This is a genomic window from Opitutia bacterium ISCC 52, assembly GCA_014529675.2.
Classification (GTDB): Bacteria; Verrucomicrobiota; Verrucomicrobiia; order Opitutales; family UBA2995; genus UBA2995.
This window is the reverse complement of sequence record CP076040.1, coordinates 4,484,090-4,507,636: the sequence shown is the minus strand read 5'-3', so window position 1 is coordinate 4,507,636 and position 23,547 is coordinate 4,484,090. Positions and strand designations below refer to the sequence as shown.

The 23,547-nt window shown below is 48.2% G+C and carries 21 protein-coding genes; 5 read left to right on the top strand and 16 right to left on the bottom strand.

What is annotated here, in order from left to right; translation table 11 throughout:
• Positions 1 to 19: 19 nt before the first annotated feature.
• The 8 genes from atpC to GA003_19435 form a co-directional block, all read right to left on the bottom strand.
• Entirely contained in the window at positions 20 to 433 is a 414-nt protein-coding gene (gene atpC / locus GA003_19470; protein ID QXD28152.1) for an ATP synthase F1 subunit epsilon, read from the bottom strand.
• Between the two features lie 2 nt (positions 434 to 435).
• Positions 436 to 1,860 (bottom strand): F0F1 ATP synthase subunit beta, encoded by a 1,425-nt coding sequence (gene atpD / locus GA003_19465; GenBank protein ID QXD28151.1) that lies wholly within the window; start codon positions 1,858 to 1,860, stop codon positions 436 to 438.
• Positions 1,861 to 1,881: 21 nt separating this feature from the next.
• Positions 1,882 to 2,745 carry an ATP synthase F1 subunit gamma gene (atpG, locus tag GA003_19460; GenBank protein ID QXD28150.1) on the bottom strand — a complete coding sequence of 288 codons (864 nt, stop codon included), beginning with the start codon at positions 2,743 to 2,745 and terminating at the stop codon, positions 1,882 to 1,884.
• Between the two features lie 8 nt (positions 2,746 to 2,753).
• Positions 2,754 to 4,298: a F0F1 ATP synthase subunit alpha gene (gene atpA, locus GA003_19455; GenBank protein ID QXD28149.1), complete on the bottom strand. Its 1,545-nt coding sequence runs from the start codon at positions 4,296 to 4,298 to the stop codon at positions 2,754 to 2,756.
• Positions 4,299 to 4,313: 15 nt separating this feature from the next.
• Positions 4,314 to 4,709 (bottom strand): F0F1 ATP synthase subunit delta, encoded by a 396-nt coding sequence (locus GA003_19450; GenBank protein QXD28148.1) that lies wholly within the window; start codon positions 4,707 to 4,709, stop codon positions 4,314 to 4,316.
• Between the two features lies 1 nt (position 4,710).
• Positions 4,711 to 5,280 carry a F0F1 ATP synthase subunit B gene (gene atpF / locus GA003_19445; protein QXD28147.1) on the bottom strand — a complete coding sequence of 190 codons (570 nt, stop codon included), beginning with the start codon at positions 5,278 to 5,280 and terminating at the stop codon, positions 4,711 to 4,713.
• Positions 5,281 to 5,328: 48 nt separating this feature from the next.
• On the bottom strand, positions 5,329 to 5,532 hold the full coding sequence (atpE, locus tag GA003_19440) for an ATP synthase F0 subunit C (GenBank protein QXD28146.1): 204 nt from the start codon (positions 5,530 to 5,532) through the stop codon (positions 5,329 to 5,331).
• Positions 5,533 to 5,621: 89 nt separating this feature from the next.
• Positions 5,622 to 6,341, bottom strand: coding sequence for a F0F1 ATP synthase subunit A (locus GA003_19435; protein ID QXD30483.1), 720 nt, complete (start codon positions 6,339 to 6,341; stop codon positions 5,622 to 5,624).
• A gap of 327 nt (positions 6,342 to 6,668) precedes the next feature.
• Between GA003_19435 and GA003_19430 the strand changes: the two genes are divergently transcribed.
• Complete coding sequence (locus GA003_19430; GenBank protein QXD28145.1) at positions 6,669 to 6,890, top strand: hypothetical protein; 222 nt, start codon at positions 6,669 to 6,671, stop codon at positions 6,888 to 6,890.
• Here GA003_19430 and GA003_19425 read toward each other — a convergent pair.
• The 6 genes from GA003_19425 to recA form a co-directional block, all read right to left on the bottom strand.
• On the bottom strand, positions 6,873 to 7,514 hold the full coding sequence (locus GA003_19425; GenBank protein QXD28144.1) for a methyltransferase domain-containing protein: 642 nt from the start codon (positions 7,512 to 7,514) through the stop codon (positions 6,873 to 6,875). The two genes, GA003_19430 and GA003_19425, sit on opposite strands and share 18 nt — an antisense overlap.
• Positions 7,511 to 8,785 carry a hypothetical protein gene (locus tag GA003_19420; GenBank protein ID QXD28143.1) on the bottom strand — a complete coding sequence of 425 codons (1,275 nt, stop codon included), beginning with the start codon at positions 8,783 to 8,785 and terminating at the stop codon, positions 7,511 to 7,513. Before GA003_19420 ends, GA003_19425 begins: the two co-directional genes overlap by 4 nt.
• A gap of 9 nt (positions 8,786 to 8,794) precedes the next feature.
• Positions 8,795 to 9,493: a response regulator transcription factor gene (locus GA003_19415; GenBank protein ID QXD28142.1), complete on the bottom strand. Its 699-nt coding sequence runs from the start codon at positions 9,491 to 9,493 to the stop codon at positions 8,795 to 8,797.
• 69 nt (positions 9,494 to 9,562) lie between these two features.
• The gene (gene mnmG, locus GA003_19410) at positions 9,563 to 11,428 is read right to left on the bottom strand and encodes a tRNA uridine-5-carboxymethylaminomethyl(34) synthesis enzyme MnmG (protein QXD28141.1); all 1,866 of its coding nucleotides are present in this window, start codon (positions 11,426 to 11,428) and stop codon (positions 9,563 to 9,565) included.
• The gene (gene mnmE, locus GA003_19405; GenBank protein QXD28140.1) at positions 11,429 to 12,784 is read right to left on the bottom strand and encodes a tRNA uridine-5-carboxymethylaminomethyl(34) synthesis GTPase MnmE; all 1,356 of its coding nucleotides are present in this window, start codon (positions 12,782 to 12,784) and stop codon (positions 11,429 to 11,431) included.
• Between the two features lie 14 nt (positions 12,785 to 12,798).
• Positions 12,799 to 13,866, bottom strand: a complete 1,068-nt coding sequence (gene recA, locus GA003_19400; protein QXD28139.1) for a recombinase RecA — start codon at positions 13,864 to 13,866, stop codon at positions 12,799 to 12,801.
• A gap of 145 nt (positions 13,867 to 14,011) precedes the next feature.
• Between recA and GA003_19395 the strand changes: the two genes are divergently transcribed.
• On the top strand, positions 14,012 to 14,386 hold the full coding sequence (locus tag GA003_19395) for a nucleotide pyrophosphohydrolase (protein ID QXD28138.1): 375 nt from the start codon (positions 14,012 to 14,014) through the stop codon (positions 14,384 to 14,386).
• Positions 14,387 to 14,621: 235 nt separating this feature from the next.
• Here the strand turns inward: GA003_19395 and GA003_19390 are convergent, their stop codons facing one another.
• Complete coding sequence (locus GA003_19390) at positions 14,622 to 16,430, bottom strand: SulP family inorganic anion transporter (GenBank protein ID QXD28137.1); 1,809 nt, start codon at positions 16,428 to 16,430, stop codon at positions 14,622 to 14,624.
• 126 nt (positions 16,431 to 16,556) lie between these two features.
• Positions 16,557 to 18,056 carry an excinuclease ABC subunit UvrC gene (locus GA003_19385; GenBank protein ID QXD28136.1) on the bottom strand — a complete coding sequence of 500 codons (1,500 nt, stop codon included), beginning with the start codon at positions 18,054 to 18,056 and terminating at the stop codon, positions 16,557 to 16,559.
• Between the two features lie 64 nt (positions 18,057 to 18,120).
• On the opposite strand from GA003_19385, the gene GA003_19380 reads away from it, so the two are divergent.
• The 3 genes from GA003_19380 to GA003_19370 all read left to right on the top strand — a co-directional run bounded on the left by GA003_19380 (position 18,121) and on the right by GA003_19370 (position 23,486).
• On the top strand, positions 18,121 to 19,377 hold the full coding sequence (locus tag GA003_19380) for a competence/damage-inducible protein A (protein QXD28135.1): 1,257 nt from the start codon (positions 18,121 to 18,123) through the stop codon (positions 19,375 to 19,377).
• 25 nt (positions 19,378 to 19,402) lie between these two features.
• Positions 19,403 to 20,512 carry a DNA polymerase III subunit delta gene (locus GA003_19375; protein ID QXD28134.1) on the top strand — a complete coding sequence of 370 codons (1,110 nt, stop codon included), beginning with the start codon at positions 19,403 to 19,405 and terminating at the stop codon, positions 20,510 to 20,512.
• A gap of 160 nt (positions 20,513 to 20,672) precedes the next feature.
• Positions 20,673 to 23,486, top strand: coding sequence for a TonB-dependent receptor (locus GA003_19370; GenBank protein QXD28133.1), 2,814 nt, complete (start codon positions 20,673 to 20,675; stop codon positions 23,484 to 23,486).
• Positions 23,487 to 23,547 lie beyond the last annotated feature (61 nt).

Here is a 23,547-nt window from a genome sequence, read left to right as displayed (position 1 = left end):
TAACAAAGGGTAGTTAGTTCTACTTGCCTTTGTTTTTAGCTAGCTGCTGAACCAGTGCGAAACGCACCTTCGCTTCCAGAGCAAGGATCTCGTCTGGATCCAAATCCTGTCCCTCAGCTTCTTTAAGAGCCTCTTCTGCGCGGCGTTTTGCTTCTTCGACAGATGCAAGGTCGATGTCCTCGATATCTACTGCTGCTTCCGTTAGAACAGAGACCGTGTCTCCGATGACTTCGGCAAAACCATTATCCACAGCGAGCAAGTCTAAAGCACCTTCTTTGGTGACTGCCAATTCACCTGCCAGGATTTCAGTAATCAGCGGGATGTGACCCGGAAGAATACCTACTTCACCTGAGGATGTGGGCAACACCACAGAGTCTACAGTCTCACTGTAGACTTTTTCTACGGGTGTTACGATCTCGAGTTTGATGGACATGATTATTCTCCGCCTTCAGAAGCTGCAATTACTTCCTCAATAGAACCCTTCATGTAGAAGTCGTTCTCAGCAATGTGATCGAGCTCTCCGTCGAGGATCATTTTGAATCCTTTAACGGTTTCTTCAGTAGAAACATATTTACCGGCGAATCCTGTGAAGACTTCCGCCACGTGGAATGGCTGCGACAGGAATTTCTGGATCTTACGTGCACGGAATACGGTTTGCTTATCTTCCGGGCTCAATTCGTCCAGGCCTAGAATCGCGATGATATCCTGCAGGTCTTTGTAGCGTTGAAGCACGTCTTGTACTCCCCGTGCAACCTGGTAGTGATCTTCACCAACGACGGCTGGGTCCAACGCAGTGGAACTTGAATCAAGTGGCTCAACCGCTGGGTAAATACCTAGCTCTGCAATTCGGCGTTCAAGAACGATGGTAGAGTCCAGGTGAGCGAAGGTGTTCGCTGGAGCAGGGTCAGTCAAATCATCGGCAGGAACATATACGGCCTGGAATGAGGTGATGGAACCATTCTTGGTAGACGTAATACGTTCCTGAAGAATACCCATTTCCTGAGCCAAGGTTGGCTGGTAACCTACAGCAGATGGTGAGCGTCCAAGAAGTGCGGATACTTCAGAACCTGCTTGGGAGAATCGGAAAATGTTATCAACGAAGAGCAATACATCCAGGTTCTTCTCGTCGCGAAAATACTCAGCCATGGAAAGTCCAGACAGAGCTACACGCATGCGAGCACCGGGTGGTTCGTTCATCTGACCGTAACAAAGCGCTACTTTGGAATTCGCGAGGTTTTCCTGATCGATCACTTTCGCGTCTGACATTTCGTGGTAGAGGTCATTCCCTTCACGTGAACGCTCCCCTACTCCGCAAAAGATGGAGTATCCACCATAAGCTTTCGCAATGTTATTGATGAGCTCCATGATGATCACGGTCTTACCAACACCTGCACCACCGAAGGCTCCCACTTTACCACCCTTAATAAAGGGACAGATCAAATCGATAACCTTGATACCGGTTTCTAAAATTTCAGCTTCGGTGCTTTGATCGACCAGTGCTGGAGCCTGACGGTGAATCGGGTAATGCTTGTCAGCCTTCACCTCACCTTTGCCATCAACCGCAGTACCGGTAACGTCGAAGATACGACCGAGAACGCCTTCACCCACAGGAACTGAGATAGGAGCCCCTGTATCGATGACTTCCATACCTCTTACAAGACCTTCAGTCGAGGACATGGCCACCGCTCTTACTACGGCATCACCCAAGTGTTGCTGAATCTCAACGATCAAGCTGGAGCTCTCTCCACCTACGTTGAAATTGATCTCAAGAGCCTGATAAATTTCAGGGACCTTGCCCGGCTCAAATTGCACATCGACGACGGCGCCAATGACTTGAACGATTTTTCCTGTGTTACTCATGGATGTCTTGTTTTAAATGTTTTATCCGTTGGATGCGGTTGCGGCTGCGATTTCTAGAATTTCCTGGGTGATAGCTGCTTGACGTGCCTTGTTGTAATCAAGTGTTAAGCTATCCACCAAATTGTTGGCGTTATCGGTGGCAGATTTCATCGCCACCATACGGGCACTATGTTCAGAGGCTTTCGCTCCCCGAACCATGTTGAAGAACTCCCGGCGTACAAACAGAGGTAGTAAGGCGGTAAGAATCTTTTCTACGCCGGGTTCGAAATTCAGTTCCCGATCGTCCTGGGTCTCTTCTTCTATTCCCAAGGACTTTAATGCGTCCTCGATGCTTGTGAGTGGTAATAGTGGTACCAGACGTGGGTCTTGTTTGAGCGTATTGACGAAACCGGAGTATAGTACTTCCAGTGTATCAATGGTGTCATCCATGAAGGATGATATCGCAAATTCAATGACCGATTTAACTTCTGGGAAGGTGGTATTGTCAGATACGGAGAAGTCGGCGATCAACTCACGTCCGGATCGGCTAATAAATTGTGCAGCTTTACGTCCTACGGTGATATACTTAATCGACTCAGACTTTTCTGGGATTTCGCGGAAGAGATTGGCGTTCAGACCACCACAGAGGCCTTTGTCTGTGCTGACGAGTATTATCCCGCGACTTTTCACTTCACGTTCTTCAAGAAATGGATGCGTGAATCCCAATACGCCATTTGCGACTGGCCCCATGATTCTGGCAAGAAGCTGTGCGTAGGGACGACCTGCTAAGGCAGCGTCTTGAGCGCGCTTCATTTTTGAAGCCGCCACCAGCTGCATCGCCCGAGTAATCTGGGAGGTGTTTTTGACCGATTTTATTCGGCGTCTGATGTCGCGTAAATTAGCCATTTGGAAGCTTAGCTAGCGTATCCAGCTTGCCAGGACTCGATTGCTGATTTCAGTTCAGCGGTCAATTCGTCTGAGAGTTTCTTTTCACGGCGGATGCTTGCGAGCAGATCTGCCTTTGCTGATGTAAGGTTTTCTTCCAGATCATCCATAGCTGTTTGAACGTTAGCTACTTCGATTGTGTCTACGTAACCGTTTTGCACGGCCCACATGAGAGCTACTTGGACTTCTGCTGTTTTCGGAGAGAAGGCAGGTTGCTTGAAGAGTTCCACAATGCGAGAACCGCGATCGAGCTGTGCTTTGGTCTTGGCGTCGAGATCAGATCCAAACTGGGCGAAGGCCTGGAGTTCGCGGAACTGTGCTAGCTCAAGTTTCACGGAGCCCGCTACTTGCTTAATCGCTTTAATCTGGGCTGCTGATCCTACTCGGGAAACGGATAGTCCTACCGAAATCGCAGGACGGATACCTTGGTTGAATAAATCGGTTTCCAGGAAGATCTGTCCGTCGGTGATAGAAATCACGTTGGTCGGAATGTAGGCAGATACGTCACCGGCCTGGGTCTCAATAATGGGCAATGCTGTAAGTGATCCTCCTCCGTTCTCTTTGTTCAAACGAGCAGAACGCTCGAGCAAACGTGAGTGAAGGTAGAAAACATCACCGGGATATGCTTCACGACCAGAAGGACGTTTTAGAACCAAGGAGATTTGGCGGTATGCAACGGCTTGTTTGGAAAGATCATCATATATGATCAACGCATCCATGCCGTTTTGCATGAACCACTCGCCCATAGCGGTTCCACCGTAAGGAGCCAGGTATTGGTTGGCGGGATTATCGGCTGCAGGTGCTGTTACCAGGATGGTATACTCCATCGCGCCTGCTTTTTCCAAGACACCGATGGTCCGCGCGATATTTGAATTCTTCTGACCAACCGCAACATAGATGCTATAAACGGGGCGGAAGTCTTCTGGGAAGGTGCCGTCCTCATTCTTGTGCTGGTTGTTGATCTTCGACTGATTGATAATGGTATCAATAGCGATCGTTGTCTTACCCGTTTGGCGGTCACCAATGATAAGCTCACGTTGACCACGGCCGATAGGAATCATCGCATCGATAGGCATGATTCCTGTTTGAAGCGGTTGGTCTACCGATTGACGTGGTAGAATACCGGGAGCAATTTTTTCGAGAGGATTAAATTCAGTCGCTTCGATGGGGCCTTTGCCGTCCACGGGCTCACCCAGTGCGTCAACGACACGTCCGAGTAATCCTTTACCGACTGGCACCGAGAGTAGTCGTCCGGTAGTGTTTACCTCGTCTCCCTCTTTCAAGTGACTGGTGTCTCCGAGAACCACGCAACCGACTTCCTCTTCTTCGAGGTTAAGCGCGATTCCGGTCAGGCCACCGGGAAACTCAATCATCTCGTTGTACATGACCTCGGAAAGGCCATCTACTTTTGCAACACCGTCCCCTACCATGACGATATTTCCGGTGTTCTTTTTAATGGTCGCCGTTTCGAGTTTGGCGATCTCCTGTTCGATTTGTTCTATTATCGAGCTCATGGGTCTTCTAAAATGTTATCGTACTGATTGTGCGAGGTTGTCGAGGCGACCAGCCACAGAGGCATCGAAGATATCGTCTCCGATGGAAATTCGGAAACCTGCGATGAGGTCTGCGTTTTCTACTGTGCTAGTAGTGATGGTGCGATTATAATTCTGGGAAAGGTGCTGTTGGATGGATGCAATGCCTGCCTCGTTGATTTGTCCTGCATACTCAATAACCGCATTACTACGGTTTGCGGCCTGCTTTATATAAAAGAGGTAGTGCTTGAGAACTGTTTTTGGTTTGCGTGGTGGTTTGTTTCGCAGCGCTTCGAGTACTGCGGCCACCTTCTCAGATGAAACGAGACCGTTGTCTTGAGACAACTCTGCAAGCTTCTTGGCAAACTGTTTGAGTGATGCGTCTTTATCCACTTTATGAACCTACGCTTGTGAGCTCTTCAGTTGCTGATTTGCTGAAACGCGATTTTTCATCCTCTGAAAGTTCCTTACTGAGGATTTTTGAAGTTGTATCCACTACCAGGCGGGTGACTTCTTCGCGAACCTCGGTGAGCATTTTCTTGCGCTCGAGGTCGATGGCCTGCTTGGCCTTGTTGATCATCTCCTCAGTACGAGCTGATGTTTCTTCAGCCTGCTTGTCGGTTAGCGCCTTTGCATTGTTGCGAGCTTCAGCGAGGATCGCCTGGGCTTCTTGCTGAGCTTTTTGTAGTGTTGCTGCGTGTTGCTGCTCGGAGTCTGCCAGTTTCGCTTTGGCTTCTTCGGAAAATTCTAGCCCGTCTGCGATGGTCTTCTGACGCTCCTCGATGGTCGCCAAGACAGGCTTGAAGGCAAATTTATAAAGGATCGCTGCAACGATGACGAAGTTGATGATCTGGGCGATGAGGAACCTGGCGTCGAGCCCGAATTTGTCGAACAGTACGACGATGCCCGATTCGCCTCCGGTGGAGGCCTCTGTTGCAGCTATATATAAAAGGTTGTCCAACATTTTCAGGATAAGGTGTGGCTCAGAGGAGCCACACCTCTAAAGAGTTTATTATAGGAAGATAGCGTAGAAGGCTACCGCTTCTGCGAGAGCCATACCGATAATGGCCTGAACCAGAATTTTACCGGATGCGCCAGGATTGCGCCCAACGCTCTCAGCTGCTTTTGCACCTACGAGGCCTACCCCGATTGCTGCACCTAGGCATCCCAGGGCTCCTTGAATACTTCCTGTTATTTCAGCGATTACTTCGATCATATTTCTTTGGATTTGTTTTTAACTGTGTTCGTGGCTCCCAACATCGGCGTCTTGCGACTGGCTGGTAAGACCAAGAAAGGGTTTAGAATTTAATGAGCGTGTTCCTCCGAATCATGGTTGCAGATCAATCCAATATAGACGGACACGAGTAGTGTGAAAACGAGTGCCTGGACAAAACCGATCAGGAGCTCCAGGAAATAGAAAGGTACGGGAACGACCCAGCCAACCAGTCCGGTCATGCTGTGCAGCAAGTTTTCTCCCCCAAATACATTTCCGAACAAACGGAAGGGAAGAGACACGTTTCTGAATACAATGGAGATGACTTCGATCACTCCGACCATCAGGAACACGAGTGTCAGAAAGTAGAATAAGATGGTGGGTGTCTCCTTGCGTTCAGCCTTGTTGCCGAACAAGTCGAAGATTAGCACCTTCGGGCCGGCATAGCGCATGACAAAATAGATCCAGGCGGCAAAGTGAACCAGGGCGAGTGCCAGGGTCATATTGAGATCCGCGTTCGCGGGTCGAATGAAATAGTTGAAGTGGCCGTCGTCTGCTACCGTGCCGATCGTACCGACTCCCGGAAGTAACCCACTCCAGTTGTGCAGCAGAATAAATGTGAAAAAACCCACGAGCAGTGGAAAGGTAGGTTTTACGAGGTGTTTGCCGACGATGGGTTCAATGAGCCCTTGTACTCCTTCCACTAAGGTCTCTACCACATACTGTCCTTTCGTGGGAATCAGTTGAGGCTTTTTCACCATAGCTCGGATAACGAGAATAAACAGCACGGATAAAACCCAGCTGGTAATCATCGCGTTGGTGATCGGGAGTCCAAACAAACTGGTGATCTCAGTTGCCTTTGGGCTCACTGCGGCCTGAACGTTGGTCGTGGCCAGTGAAAAGGCTCCTAGGATGGCTCCAGTTTGAAGGAGTCTTTGGGTGGTAAGGTGCGGATAAAGTCTCATAAGTGTCATATCAGACAGCTTAAAAAGTCACCTGAATTGAAGAATCTCTGAATCGGCGTCAACCCCCATTTCCAAAAAATGAGAATCTGCATTTAAAAATCAGAGAATCTTGACTGCATCGAAGCATTCTGACGATTAATCCTATTGTAAATATTAGTATTTCTTAACCCATGCATGCCCCAACCACGTGATCTGACCGGCTCGATTTACAAGAGCAAGAAGCTGAAATCGACTGCCTCTGTCCAAAAGGCAGAGTCCAAAAGAGGTACTTTGTTTAAAGCGGAGCCAGGTTCCAGAGGACTTCGCTTCAGCACTTTTTCCTTCTCGGTGGGGTTGCTCATCGCGATCGCGATCCTGGGGCAGTTTGCCCTGATGACCTTATTTCGCTGGGTTTAATACAGCTGCAAGCGAGTAGTGCTTGTTTTTTGTGAGCTCCTGAAAAACGGTTACGGCTACTTCGGGCCAATTAAAATTTTCCTCCAGCTGCCAACGTTTGGATTCCCCGATCAACTCTTGAGTCCACTCAAGATAGGGCTGGTAGTCAGATCGTAGAAATAGTTGGCAGGCTTTCGCGGCTTTGTCGGCGAGTTGGTTCAGGAAGTCTGTTTGGACGATGCGATTCTTGAAGTGCCTTTTTTTTGGCCAAGGATCCGGGTACAAGATCCAGGTTTTAGCGATTCGCACATGTTCTGGCAAAAGCGCTAGAAATTCCATGCTGTCGCAGTCATAAAACGCTACATTTTCCAGCATCGCGCGATCAGCCTTTCTTAGAGCTTTGTAGATTCTGCCCTTGTTTACATCGATCCCGATACAAGTTTCATTGTGAAAAGCTTCTCCGTAAGCGCTCAGGAAATGTCCGTGCCCGCACCCGATCTCCAGAGTAATTGTATCTGTGTTTGCCAGCTTCTCGTCTAAGGTCTTCTTCAGGGCTTCACGCTTCTCCAGAATCTTTTGGTAGACCTCTGGTTTCATTCGCTTGGCCAGCTCAGGATCGGTGGAGTGTATAAATAGTTTTGTCATTCATCATTGATCGGCAGGCTGATCTGAATTCGCAGTCCCCCACCCTTCACGTTTTCAGCCTCAACCGTTCCACGGTAAAGAGCGGCGATTCGTTTTACAATACTAAGCCCAAGGCCTGTTCCGCCTTGGTTCCGGGATCTTCCCTTTTCAACTCGGTAGAATCGTTCAAATATTCTGGGCAGGTCTTCTTCTGGTACGCCATTCCCATCGTCTTCGACCCAAATGAGTGCTGTGTTGTTATCAAGTTGAGTTCCGATTTTCAGGGCGGTGCCATGGGGCGTGTATTTGGTCGCATTGTTTAGAAGATTTTCCAGCACTTGTTCCAATTTGCTAGGATCAGCTTGCACTTCAATCTCTTCTTCAGGCAGTTCGAGCGCCACTTGCATCCCGTGGTTCTGGAATCGGTCGCTGTATATGGATAAAACATGGTTGATCAGAGCATTAAGACCTACTGGCTCTTTTACAGCACCAGCTTCTGCCGATTCAATCTTGGCTAGCGATAGTAAATCTTCCAATAGATCGTTCATGCGATCGGCATTTTTCTGAAGTTTGCCCAAGAACCTCATCCTAAGCTCTGCGGGCATCGTTTCGCTATCCTTATTAAGGGTATCAGCATATCCCTTTATGATCGTTACAGGTGTTCGAAGCTCGTGAGAAACGTTGGCTACAAATTCTCGTCGGATAGTGTCTTGCTCTTTGCCTTGTGTGATCTCGTAGAAAACCAGCAAGATTAGGTCTTCAGCGTCCGGCCTATCAGCTTTGGCCTTGGCCCCTGATACTCGCACCCAGCGTTTTTCGTTGGATTGAATAAATTCAATTTCGGCAGGTTCGATTGACCCGTTTGCCTTTATTTGGTCAATGATTGTTAGAAGACCTGAGTTGGAGAACAATACCTCGAGTCGCTGACCTGTAATTTCTTGAGAACCAATCCAGCTATTAAAGGAGGTTCTTAAGGCCTTGTTAGCCATTAGGATGCGATTACTACCGTCAAGAATGACTACTCCCTCTCCCATGTTTTCAAGAGTAGCTTCAAGTTGTTCACTGTGACTGGTTCTGGCCCTATTGAGATTTGAATTCTCTAAGATCAGCTTGTTCAGTCTCTTTGTGAGGCGCCGCATGTATTTGGATTTGCGAGTCTCGTTTTCGCCTTCATGCAAGTAACTTTGACGGGCCTTCAGAGAGGCCTCAAGGTGCTTTACGTAATTTCTGTAGAGCAGGTATTGTCTAAGAAAATAGATGAGCGCTGCAGACAAGGCTAGGATGACAAACACATCCATTGTTTAAACTTCAGCGACCTTGTAGCCTATCCCACGAATTGTTTCTATTATATCTGCTTGGTTACCAAGCTTTTCCCGCAATCTTCGAATATGGGTATCCACTGTTCGGGTTTCGGTGTCACTTTCGTAATTCCAAACACTCGTAAGGAGATTCTCTCGGGTTTGAACCTTACCCTTCCTATCAATTAAAATTTTGAGTAGCTTAAATTCCGTAGCTGTGAGTTCTACTGGCTTACCGTCAACGGTCAGTAGGAATTGCTCTTCATCCAGGGATACTCCACGAATATTGAAAGTTTTGGTGGAAGGAGCAGGATCTTTCCTTTGGGTCCGTTTGAGGATGGCTTTTACTCGTAGAACTAACTCCTTAATGTTAAAGGGTTTGCATATGTAATCATCCGCTCCTGTCTCCCAGCCGACAATTTTATCTTCATCCTCGGATTTTGCAGTCAAGAACACAACTGGTACGTCCTTTAGCTTACTATCTGCTCGAATCATACGGCAGATCTGAATCCCGTCTATGCCTGGCATCATTATATCGAGGATAAACAGATCAGGGCGAAAGTCTCTTCCAATCCCAATTATTAATGTGGGGTCGTTGATAGTTTGGACTGTAAGCCCTTCAGCACCAAGGTGATAACTTATCAACTCGGTCACATCCTCCTCATCGTCAACCACTAAAATTCTACTATTACTGTAGTTCATGACTTAACTCCCTATTTTTACCCATAGGCTAAAAATCAGGAAAGCGCGCGAGGCAATAACATTTGGTGATTACTTCAGTTTGCCCGCTTCCAGTAAAACCATAAGGATGCTAATGTCTGACGGATTTACTCCACTGATCCGTTTTGCCTGGCCCATTGTAACCGGTTGAATCGAATTTAGCTTTGTCGCGCTTTCGTTCCTCAGCCCTCGGACCTTAACATAATCATATGGGGTTGGCAGTTTGATTTTATCTACCGAAGCCATGCGTTCAACCAATCGAAGTTCTCTTTCGAGATAGCCCTTGTACCGGAGCCTGTAGAGTACTTCAGATTGAATCTCCGGTGTCTCACTTAAAAACTCTTTTGGAAATTCAATCTCGGCCTCGTTTCTGCGTATTGCTTCTGCAAAAGTACCACCCTTGGTCTTTTGAGCTTCGAGTTTATGTGACCAATCATCAATTGATGAGATTTTATAATTGATTTTGGCCCAACGTGTTGCAGGTATAAGATTTGAGTCTTTTGCTTTCTTTGACAATCGAATCTCAGCGCTGCCGTGGTTTAACAGGAGCCTGTGTTCTGCACGACTTGTAAACATCCGATAGGGCTCGGAAGTGCCCTTGGTGACCAGGTCATCTATCAATACTCCTATATAGGATTCATGGCGTTCGAGTATAAGAGCCTCTTCTCCCCTACTCTTTTTTACTGCATTTACCCCAGCCAATAATCCTTGGCCAGCAGCCTCTTCATATCCGGAGGTTCCGTTAATTTGCCCAGCGAAAAACAAATTTTCTACCTGTTTAGATTCTAATGACGGATAAAGTTGAGTTGGAGGAGCAAAATCATATTCTACGGCATATGCAGGCCTTAGTAGTTGGGCGTTTTCTAATCCCGGAATGGTTTCAAGCATTTCCTCCTGAATCGTAAACGGCAAACTGGTAGAAAGGCCATTTATATAGAATTCGTTGGTGTTTCTGCCTTCAGGCTCAAGAAACAGTCTATGGCGATCCCGATCACAAAATCTAACAATTTTGTCCTCAATGCTTGGGCAATACCTTGGGCCCGTGCCCTCAATTGCGCCTGAATACATGGCTGATTGATGCAAGTTATCGCGTATTAGGTCATGTGTTTTCTCCGATGTATAGGTGATCCAGCACGATATTTGATCTTTGCCGGGTGCCCATCCGAGTTTTGTTTCACCTGGATGTTCCACGTGGAACATATCAGTTTCGTCACGAGTATCATAAAATCCAAACAAAGTGGGTACGGGATCACCAGGTTGTTCGTCCAATACTGAAAAATCAATGGATCTGCCAAGTATTCTAGGCGGAGTTCCCGTTTTTAAGCGCTCTAGCTCAATACCTGCTTGAATAAAGCTATCTGAAAGCGATTCCGCGCTAAAGTCGCCCATACGGCCGCCTTTGTTGGTTTTTTTGCCAACATGCATGAGTCCACGAAGGAAAGTTCCGGTTGTGACCACCACACTGTGAGCGAAAAACTCTATTCCTAGATTGGTATTACAACCAACCACGCGATCACCTTTAAATATGAGACCGGTAACGGTGGCCTGAAATAAAGTTAGGTTTTGCTGGTGTTCTAGGGTGTGCTTTAACCTGAATTGGTAAGCTTTCTTATCTGATTGGACTCTTGGCGCTTGAACAGAAACGCCTTTAGATGCGTTGAGTAATCGAAATTGAATTCCAGTTGTGTCTGCATTCACGCCCATCTCACCACCCAAGGCATCGATTTCCCTGACAATGTGTCCTTTAGCCTGGCCACCAATAGCTGGGTTACAACTCATGGCACCAATGGTATCGATATTACCACTAAGGAGTAGGGTAGAGGCACCCATTCTTGCCGCAGCCAGGCCAGCTTCAACGCCTGCATGGCCAGCACCGCACACTATGACATCAAAAGGTTTCTTATTGCTGATGACCATCTACTTACCAATACAAAAGCTGGCAAAAAGTTTATCCAACATGCGTTCATTGTCGATCCGGCCAACAATAGCTTCAAGATTTGTCATCGCTTCCCGCAGATGATTGGCCACCAGTTCAGCTGGTTCCTCTAGCTGGAGTAAATTGGAGGCAGTTTTTAATTCGCTTTTTGCTATTTCAAGTGCTGCGTTGTGACGAGCGCTCACCGCAACTACATCTCCCTGGTTTGATATTTTTGGCTCACCTAACAGATCTGCAATAGCATTACGGAGATTTTCGGTACCAGTTTGTTCAGTGGCTGATACACTCACGTTTCTGAAGGATTCAAATTGATCGTCCTGACAGGTGTGTTCTGGCAAATCGGATTTGTTCTTAATGACTATTGTTTTTCCAGGTATCAAAAGGTTGAATACATCCAAGTCGAAAGAGGGTGGGGGAGCCGATGAATCGATAGTTAGTAGAATGATGTCGCTTAAAGCTATCTGCTCCAGGGTTTTATGAATGCCTTCTTGTTCGATGCTGTCTTCTGTCTCATGGATACCTGCCGTATCAATAATGTTAATACGATAGGGTTTTACGAAAAACGAAGCTTCAATATAATCACGAGTTGTTCCTGGCCGATCACTAACAATGGCTCTTGATTCATTCAATAAACAATTCATCAAGCTGCTCTTACCTGCATTGGGTTCTCCAATGATAATTGCCTTAACACCCTCTCTTAAATAAATCCCGGTTTGGGCTGTTTCAGATAGAGATGTAATTTGATCGATCAAACTTTCAATTTTTTGCTTAGGTGCATTTTCTCCTTCGGCCGGTAGGTCTTCTTCGGGAAAATCAATATAAGCTTCGATTTCGGCTACAATTTGAAGGAGATCTTCGACTAAATTGTTTATTCGTCTGCTTAAGCTTCCTTGTAGCTGATTGGATGCGGCTTTAAAGGACAACTCCGTTCTAGCCTTTATAAGGTCAATGACTGCCTCAGCTTGGCTGAGGTCCAGTTTGCCATTCATAAATGCGGTTTGGGTAAATTCTCCCGGAAGCGCATGTCTGCATCCTCGTGTAACTAGATCTTTTAGGACATGTTGCAGGATAAATGGATTACCGTGGCATGATATTTCAAGCATGGGATCACCCGTGTATGAAGCATCCTTTTCAAAATAGGAATAAACAACCTGATCGAGAAAGTTTCCCTCTAAATCAGTGTAATTTGCGTAGTAGGCATGTCTAGGGGTGGGGGACTCTTTACCAAATATGGAATGAATCAGATCCGTACATAAGGAACCGCTGCAGCGAATTACCCCTAAAGCGGATTCACCGTGTGGTGTTGATAAGGCTGTAAAAGTGTCCTGTGGCTCCATTGAATGAAGGAAAACTATCCTTCATCCCCATCCTCTTCCGCGGACGCAATCACTTTTCCTACACTTGGATTAACTTTCTCCATTATCGCAGCCTTTATTTCAACCTGCTGATCAACGTTTTCCATGAGGTGCTGCTTGGCGGCTTCACGGCCTTGGCCAATAAGGTCTCCCTTATAGGAAATCCATGCACCCTTCTTTTCAAGGATACCATGCTCCACTCCAAGATCGATTAAAGACCCTGTTTTGGAGATTCCTTCGTTATACATGATGTCGAACTCACATTCTGTGAATGGGGCGGCGACTTTGTTTTTAACAACTTTGAGTCGGGTTCTATTTCCCATGACCGTCCCTGAAGGATCTTTGATTTGCCCAATCCGACGAATATCCATGCGTATTGAAGCAAAAAACTTTAGCGCACGACCACCGGGTGTGGTTTCTGGGCTACCAAACATGACACCGATTTTTTCACGGATCTGGTTGGTAAAGAGGCAGATGCATTTACTTTTGTTGATTGCACCGGTGAGGCGGCGCATGGCCTGACTCATCATACGTGCTTGCAGGCCAACCGTGGCATCACCCATTTGTCCGTCTAATTCTGTGCGTGAAACCAAGGCAGCGACAGAGTCGAGGACTACCACGTCCACAGCACCTGACCGAATCAGAGTTTCCGTAATATTCAGGGCATCTTCACCACTTTCTGGTTGGGAAATCATCAATTCACTCAAATCTACGCCAAGTACACGGGCATATTTGGGATCAAGAGCGTGTTCAACGTCAATGAATGCAGCGGTTCCGCCGTTTTTCTGTGCTTCAGCTATGAGACTGAGACACATGGTGGTTTTACCAGATGACTCCGGACCGTAAATTTCGCAAATGCGTCCGCGGGGAAGACCGCCAATACCGAGTGCAAGGTCAATTGCCACGGAGCCCGTTGAAATACTTGCAACATTCAGCCTGGGTGACTCACCTAGGCGCATGATGGCGTTTTCGCCGAATTGCTTGTTGATGGCTGAGATAGCCAGATCGAGGTTCTTTTTCCGGTCGTCGCCGAAATTAGTTTTTGGTTTTGCTGCTTTTGCCATAATGTTTGACGAGAAAAAGGGTTGTCTTAAAAGGAATTTCCACCGTCATTCCATGGAGATTCTTTGATTTCTGAGGAATTTTATGATTAGTGAACATAGTTTCACTGGATGTCCACAATTATTTTTATCTCCTCCAGAATTAACCATGAGTGACCGACAAGATCAGGAAATAACCCTACAAAAAGTAAAGGATGCAATTCAGTCCTTTGCCTCTGAGCGCGATTGGGAGCAATTCCACACGCCGAAGAATCTCTCGATGGCTATTGCTGCTGAAGCTGCGGAATTGATGGAGCATTTTCTTTGGCATGATGGCCAACAATCCTTTGATGCGCTTGATAATCCGAAAAAACACCAGGCAATAGCGGAAGAGCTTGCTGATATCATCATCTACGCCCTCGAATTTGCGAACATCACCAAGTTGGATGTTGCTACCATCATTCAGGCAAAAATGAAGGCCAATGCTGAAAAATACCCGGTTGAGAAAGCCAAGGGTAGGGCAGACAAGTATACTGAGCTCTAGATGAGAAATTTCCGCGGATGGATGCTTGGGGCGAGTAGTATGGTCAGAAGTTCAGCTTTTTCATGTGTATTATACTCTTGGATTGATGATTGCATCCATCCTCCGACTGACAGGCCGAGTGTTCCGTCGTCTATCATTCAGTCACGCACCCACATGCGCTTCATCATTCTGTCCTCGTCAAGCTCGACATCTAAACTCTGTGAAATTCCTGATTTAGTCTGAGGTGAAATTACATTTATGGTTCGTTTTTAGGATCCACGTAAATTCTTACTTTTGCAGACTTCTTGCCAAGAATCTCCTGTGCACGCTTGAGCGCTTTAGCGGTTGAGAGGTTCGGGTTTGAGGGCGTATCCATGAAGAAATTTCGACGCCCAACTGCGGCCAGGATGCCTGAGCCTTTAAAGACTTTATAGACGTCCCTTCTTGCTCCGCTTACGATCAATCGCCGACCCCGTTCACGGATATATAGAATTAACTCCTCCAAAGCCATCATGGTGGTGGCGTCCAAATGGTGTGCATTTCGCATCTTCAGAATGATCACCTTCAAGTTTGGCTCTTCACTCACGATGCGAATTTGGTCACGAAACAGTTCTGCCGCACCAAAGAATAATTCGCCTTCCACGTGAACAATCGATATATGTTCATCTGTCCGGTCCTGCTTTTTCTTCAGCTCGGTCAGGTCACCTTGCTCATTGAAGGTGTATTCGATTAACTCAGGGGTGCTCGCCTTCCTAAGAAACAGCACAATCGAAGTCCCTGTCCCTAGGTAGATCGCGAAGTCCAATTTGAAAAGCAGCCCAGCAATGAGGGTGAGGTAGAATACTATAGCGTCCGTGGTTGTTGATTTGGAAACAATACGGATCTGATGCCGATTGATGAGCGAGATACCCACTCCGATAACAACTACCGCCAATGCGGCCCGAGGAATGTATCCAATAAAGGGGCCAAGTGTAAGCACTCCGGTCAAACACAACAACCCGGCAAAGAGATGCGACATCGCAGTCCGGCTTCCGCTGGTGAAATTAAGCACAGACCTCGTGAGAGATCCCGACGCTGGCATTCCCGATACGAAAGCACTCGCCAAGTTGGCTGCCCCCATACCAAGCATTTCCTGATTGCTGTTGATGCGTGCACCTGTTCGAGCGGCCAGAGATTTTCCAATAGACGAGCCTTCAAGAATCGCCAGGAATGCAATGGCCAGAGCTCCCGGAGCCAATTGATTGATCAGTCCAAAATCCGGGATCGGCAAACTTGCTGGCAACATACCCAATGGTACTTCATCCAACATCACTAGCTCGTAACCATTGCGGTTGAAGAAAATTCCAACCACAGACATTACGACCAGAGTCAGCGCCACATTGGGTAACATCGGCAGTTTTTTGATCAGTCCAAAATAGACCACCAAGGTCATGACTCCCAGGCCAAGCGAAGGCCAGTGCACTTGATCGAGAGAGGAGAACGTTCGTTCCAGTACGGCGATAAACGTGCTGGCCCCCTGAATCTCAAATCCCATGACACTGTCCAATTGATTGGCAATGATCAGGATGGCCGCAGCGGAGATATAGCCTGTCACCACGCTTCGCGAAATGTATTGGATCAGATTCGCAACTCCGAGAATAGCCCCCAGGATCAAAAACAGCGCTACCAACAAGAGTAGAGTAGGCATCGCAGCGAGCTTCTCCGACACCAGGACCATGCCACCGATGGTACTCATCAGCATAACGGAGGTCGCATTAGTAGGACCGAGTGCGATAAAGCGACTTCCTGAAAACAAAGGCCCGAAAATACTGGCTAACGCTGCACAATAGATACCGTATTGTACCGGCAGACCACCAATCAAAGCGTAGGCCATGCCTTGCGGAAAGGCGAGTAGGGCTGCATTAAAACCTGCTCTCAGATCTGCCAAGCCAGTTCCGGCAGTGTACCCCTTTAGCTCTTTGCGAATGGGAAACAGATCCAGGGCATTGCGCTTAAAACTGTCCTTAACGGCGTTGCTGGCGACCCATGCCCTTCTGGCTAATTTTGTTCGTTTGTGGCTTTGCATCCAATAATAAGAATTCAACCTCTTCGGCTGAACTCGATGGCAGCATGTTATTCAAAAGCTGCACTGTGAGCCTCTAATTCTTGGAGAGCAATCTTCTAGGATTATAAATTCAGCTACCGTAAAGTGCTACTCTCCCTCACCGCCTTTTCTGTGTTCAAACGACCGTTGCAAGAATTCCCAAAGCCGTTGCGAAAGCTTGGGGCCAAACCCATCGACTCCTTGAATATCCTCCACCGAGGCCTTACGCAATCGGTCCAAGGAACGAAAGTGTTTCATCAGATCAGCTCGCCTGACTTTTCCGAGTCCTGGAAATTCATCCAGGATGGATTCCTTAATTTTTTTCGAGCGAAGGTTGGCATTGAAAGTATTGGCAAAACGGTGAGCTTCATCACGAATGCGCTGCAGGAGTTTGAGGGCCGGGGATTGGGGCATCAGGTTCATTGGCTTCCGCTCGTCCGGAAATATGATCGTTTCCTTTCGTTTGGCCAGACCTATGAGCGGTGGAGGTTCGATCCCCAGAATCATGAATGCCTTGATGGCTGCTCCTACCTGGCCGGCTCCTCCATCGATTACGACCAAGTCGGGAAACGGTTTTTTCTTTTCGTGCAATCGGCGGTAGCGTCGACCCACCACTTCTTCCATGGCCCGAAAGTCATCATTCCCCACAAAGCTCTTTATTTTGAATCTCCGATATTGGTTGTTCGCCGGCTTGCCATCGACGAAGTGTACCATGGATGCCACAACGAACGTCCCGGAGATATGTGAAATATCGAAGGACTCCATGCGACGGGGCAGGGTAGGGAGTTCTAGCGCTTTCTTCAATTGCTTCATCCCGTACCCACTATCGGATACGATTACAGGGGCTCGTTTAAACCGCCGGTCTTTGGTGATTGTTTTTTCCAAAGCAGCTACCACGTCCCTCAGCTCTGCCGCCTTTTCGTATTGCTGATTCTCGGCCGCCTTCTGCATGGCCTCTTTCAGTTCACCCAACCATTCCTTTGCCTTCCCTTCGAGGAATTGGCAGGCTTCCTCCACCCGCTCCGCATAACTCTCCGTTGTTACGAAGTTTGAGTGTCCGTAAATTTCACCCCGCACATCGTCATAGAGGCGATAGCTTCCATCCTCCTGCAGCTGCGGCGTGGTATCATTGAGGAGTATCCCGAATTTCAACCTCATTTCCGCCAGCGTCTTTCGTAGAAGACCCGAGTAAGCGAAAGGACCAAAATAGCGAGCCGTGTCATCGCGTTGATTTCGTACCAACTGGAATTTTGGAAACTTCGCCTTTCCATCCAGCCGTATAAGCAGGAAGCGTTTATCGTCGATGAAGTCCGTGTTGTATTTAGGGCGCCACTGCTTGATCAGCTTTCCTTCCAACAAGAGCGCTTCGGTCTCCGATTTCACTTGGAGCACTTCAAAATCGTGGATCACTTTGACCAGACTGCGAATCTTGGGGTGTGTAATCCGTTTCCGAGATGCTTGGAAATAAGTCGATACCCGTTTCTTCAGGTCCTTGGCTTTCCCCACATAAATGATGGTGCCCAAACGGTCTTTCATCATGTACACACCCGGCTTGTGCGGAAGTTGCCGCACCATCTCCTTTAACTTTGACTGGTCCGGCGTGGCCATAGAGGAATAGAGCTTCTCATCAATGTCCGCGACGTTCCTATAATTTACAAGACCAGACCATACTTTGAAAACGGCACCTACTATTGATCTTATAACCATCGGAGACGAGCTACTCCTGGGGCTCACTCGAAATGGCCATCTTACCTACTTAGGTGAACAGCTTGCTTTTCGTGGAGCTCCACCCAATCGCAACATCGTCTGCCGCGACGAAGCGGGCGAGATCCGAGCAAACTTCGAGCTGGCTTGGAACGAATCCGACATCGTCGTCACCACGGGTGGTTTAGGCCCGACCTCGGACGACCGCACTCGCGACATTATTGCCGAAGTGTTGGGGCTCGAGCTTCTTTACAGCCAGGCTGTGGAAGATGCGATTCGCGAGCGCTTCCGCTCCTTCAACAGCACTATGGGGGTAAACAACAAGAAGCAGGCCTATTATCCTGAAGGAGCTGACATTATCATGAATGCCCAGGGAACAGCTCCTGGCCTCTGGCTGGAAAAAGATGGGAAGCTTCTGATCATGTTGCCTGGTCCGCCGCGAGAGCTGAATCCTATGTTTGAAAACCAAATCCTTCCGCGCTTGAGTGAAGAAGGTCGGTTGGCCGATGCCGCACAGATCATCAGCTTCCAAACTTCAGGAATAGGGGAGTCCTCCCTCGAACTTGAATTAGATCCGATTTTCAACCCGCATGAAGATATCAATGTGGCCTTTTGCGCTCATTACGGAACGGTTGATGTGCGACTCTCATCCATCTCGGGTAACACGCCATTGGAAGTTGTTCAGGAGCTCGCACAGACCTGCATTCAGAAACTAGGCACCCATTTTTTAACCCATGGTATCCGCGGCATTACGCCGGTGATTCTTGATTTGCTGCGTGATCGCAACGAAACCATTTCGGTGGCCGAGTCTTGCACAGGCGGATTGCTCGGAGCGGCCCTTACTTCCGTCGCTGGATCCTCCGACGTCTTTCAAGGCGGCATATTAACTTATACCAATCAGGCAAAACACGAAATCCTTGGCGTGTCTCAATCTGATCTTGATGAATACGGAGCTGTCAGTGAACAGGTTGCCCGGGCCATGGCTGAAGGCGTTCGCGAAAAACTCCACAGCACCTGGGCACTTTCCACCACGGGCATCGCTGGGCCGGGAGGTGGAACTCCCGAAAAACCCGTTGGCATGGTTTTCGTCGGTATGGCTGGTCCGGATGGATCTTTTGCCAAGCAGTTGGACTTACGTGGCAACCGTGGCATCGTTCGTGAACGAACCGTGAGCGTTGCTCAGGATATTTTGCGTAGACGGTTATTGAAAAGGGTGGGCAACTAATCCCTAGTTAGTACTTCGTATCACTATGGCAGATTTCAACTTCACCTTCATTTGCGGCGCCGATGACTTTTGGGTCACTCGGGAGGCAAAGGCTGTGTTCGAAGATGCCTCTAAAGATGTGGCCGATCCGGAGTTCGGATTGGAAATCGTCAATGGGGCTGCTGGCAATGTCTCTGAAGTTGAGGATGCGGTGAATCGCTTTGCCTCTGCGGTGCAGACCTTATCCTTATTCGGTGACAAAAAAGTAGTATGGTTTAAAGACATCACCTTTCTGGCTGACTCGGTGACAGGAAGAGCCGAAGGCACCATCACCCAGGTCGAGCGCTTAAAGGATTTGCTCAGCACATTGGACCCAAGTGCTGTTACCGTCATCATGTCTGCCTCACCCATTGATCGTCGTCGGGCGTTTCAAAAGTGGTGTGAGAAAAACTCTAATTATACCTTGGCTGACTCGGGCAAACCAGCTGAGCAGGAAGCCCACCTCCGAGAGCTCGTACAGAAAGAGGCCCAGGCCATGGGCATCGAAATTCCATTCAATCTGGTCACCATCTTATTGGGTAAACTCAACGGCAACGCACGCCTGGCCATGATAGAGGTTCGCAAGATTGCCACGTATATTGGTGAAACTGAGAAAAACGTTACCGAGGAGCTGCTCAACGAGCTCGTGCCGAATTTTGGTGAAGGTGATTTCTTCGAACCCGTGGAAGCCTTCTACTCAATGAACCTGGAGTGGACACTCGATTCGCTGCGTCGCTATTTCTTTATCGCGAAAGATTCGCGCCCATTGCTCACCAGTCTGCAAAATCGAAATCGCCTGATGATTCAGATGAAGGCCCTGCTTATGTCAGGTCAACTTCGTCAGGGACCTCGTGGCATCGATAAAGGCAGCTTGGAGCGAGCGGCTGCCATGCATACCCAAGCCTTCGCTGGTGAGAACGGTAAATCCGCTTTCAATGTCTTTACTCAAAATCCTTGGTATCTAGGACGTCTCGCTGCGCCACTAGGCAAACTGTCCCTCAAGAATCTAGTCGATTTCCAAAAGGAATTTCTCCGCGGATTCCGCGATATCCTGGCGAGACCGACAGAGCAGCAGGAAGTGATGCGTGAGATGATGGTGCGCTGCCTGAGTCGGTAAGTTTTGGATGTGAGTTTCCCCTAAATGGGATGTCATTGAGGTGACGACGTGTCGACTCCGTGACGGGCGTGTGATAATGCTGTGACAGGCCGTTTGGCTAGTTGACTTGGGGTGTGACGGACGCGTTTAAGGGTCACTTTGAAACTTACTCATTGGATCTATGAAACCTAACGTGAACAAACTACTTCGTCCTGCCTTGTTGATGGGACTCTTACTCATGCCTGTGGGCCTATTCGCTCAACAAACAGGTACTATCTCAGGAACGGTCAGCGACAGTTCCGCAAATCTGAATTTGGAAGGCGTGATCGTCTCTGTCTCTGGTACATCCATTGATGATGTTACAGATGGTTCGGGACGGTATACACTGCGCAATGTTCCAGTGGGAAACCAAACAGTAGATTTTAGTTATGTCGGTCTGGATTCAATTTCGCGCACAGTAAATGTAAGCTCGAGTGACCGTACCTTCCTGAATCTGGATATGGCCCAGGAGGTGGTTGATTTATCCGAGATGCAGATATACGGCAGCCTCATTGGCCAATCCCGTGCGATCAATTTACAAAAGACATCCGCCACCTTGAAAAATGTAGTCGCATCCGATGCCTTCGGAAGGTTTCCCGATCAGAATGCTGCGGAGATTCTCGGGCGCCTTCCGGGCGTGTCGGTGGAACTGGACCAGGGTGAGGGACGCTACGTCATTATTCGCGGTATCGACCCAGATTTGAACAACATCTCAATCAACGGAGTTTCCCTCCCGTCTCCAGAGAGTAACACACGCCGAGTAGCTATGGACGTTGTGCCATCTGACATTCTGGATACCCTTGAGGTAACCAAGTCAGTAACGCCTGATATGGATGGCGATACGATCGGTGGAAATGTGAACATTAAAACCAAAAGTGCCTTCGACTACGGTGACCAAGTGCTACAAGGAACCGTGCAAGGCCAATACAGTGACCTGATCGACGAGTACTCCTATAAGGTGAATGCGACTTACGGTGACGTATTTTCAGATGGCACGGTTGGTTGGATCACCTCGATCAGTTATCAGGAGCGTGAGTTTGGTTCTGATAATAGAGAAGTCGATGGACCTTGGAGCCTGGAGGACGGACCTAATGGAGAGTTTTTCTTCGCTCCTGAAATTGAGTTTCGCGAATACCTGGTGACTCGTGAGCGTTTGGGAATCTCTTCCGCTCTGGAGTTTCAGCCTTCAGAAGATCAGTTCTTTTACATCCGCGGAATCTTCAATGAGTTTAGTGACCAGGAGTATCGTTACCGCTCAGAGGTAAAATTCGAAGATGGCGACATTGTTGCGCTGGGTGACCGGACGGCCTCAGTTGAAGGCACCGCCGAAACCGATCGCGACATCAAAGATCGTTACGAAGAGCAAACTATTTACTCTCTCTCTGCTGGAGGTGAAGTAGAGTCCGGTGATTGGACACACGATTTCCAGATTGCCTATTCATTTGCTGAAGAGGCAGAGCCTAATCGCCTCGACACCGACTTCCGCAGCAACGAGGACCTCGGCCAAAATTACTCCTACGACCTGCGGGATCCATACAACCCGATCGTGACTTACGATGGAGGTGATGCCGGAGCAGATCCGTTTGAGGCGACCTCCTTTTTGTTCGATGGATTGGCAGTAGAGGACAACATCACAGACGAGACGGAGTTTGCCCTGCAGTACAACGCCCGGAAGGAAATGGATTTCGGCGGAAACCCCGGTTTCTTCAAGTTCGGTGCGAAGTACCGCGAAAAGTCCAAAGAAAGCGATTTAACACTCTTCGAAAACGACAGCGAGCCGTCTGATTTTACCTTGTTCGATTTTGTCGACTTCAGTCGCTATCCTTATTTCAACGGAAATCAGGGAGGTTATTTGCGGGGCGACGGACCTGGATTCCGCCGTTTCTTTGAGTCTAACCGCAGTGGCTTTGAGATGGAGTTGAATGATGAAGATTCAGACATCGAGGACTATCAGTCTGACGAAGATATTCTTGCTGGATACTTCATGGCGGGTGTGACCCAAGGCAATTGGGACTGGACCGCTGGTGTTCGGGTTGAGCGCACTGAATTTTCCTCCACGGGCCTGGAAGCGGTTTTCGACGATGAAGGTGACTACGATTCAGGAGCCTCTCAGACTATCACTGCTTCCAAAGACTACACCGACATTCTTCCTGGTATTCATGGTAAGTTTCAGCCGGATGATGAGCGTATGATTCGCTTGTCACTTAACAAAAGTCTCGCGCGTCCAAAGTTTTCAGATTCTGCGAACCGCCGGATCGTCGACTTGACCGACGGTGAAGAAATCGTGCAGGGCAATCCTGATCTGGATCCCTACCAGGCGTGGAACCTGGATCTAAGTTATGAGCATTACCTGCCGAACCTGGGAATCTTCTCAGTATCCGGATTCGCCAAGAAAATTGATGACTTTGTCTACGTCTCCAAGTCCGAGATAGCCAATCCGGATGATCCGAGTTCGGAAGTGGATTTTATTAATTTCCGCAATGGTGAAACGGCCGATGTACTGGGTGTCGAGTTCTCTTACATTCAGCCTATCCAAGCCATCGATGGGGTGAGCGTTTATACCAACCTGACCTTCGTAGACAGCGAAGCTGATTTCGGGTCCGATGCGGATCGCGACGGTTCGCTCACCATTCCGTTTCCAGGCACCTCCGATACCCTGGGCACGCTTGCGCTGACCTATGAAAAGAGCGGATTCTTTATCCGGGTGGCGGGAACCTACCGCGACGATTACCTGCAGGCTATCGGTGGCGATACGACCGAAGATGAGTTTATCCGGGATCACTTTCAGTGGGATCTATCTACCTCCTACACCTTCAACGACAATTGGACTCTTTTCCTCGAAGTTGTGAATTTCAATGATGAGCCATTTCAAGCCTACTACGGAAGCGATTCACGGATGCGCCAGATGGAAGAGTACTCCTGGTTCGCAAATTTCGGCGTAAAGTGGAATTTATAGTGTAACGTTTAGTTGGAGTTCGGGTAATCAACGGTAGCAATAGTTAGGGAGGCCGCTCATA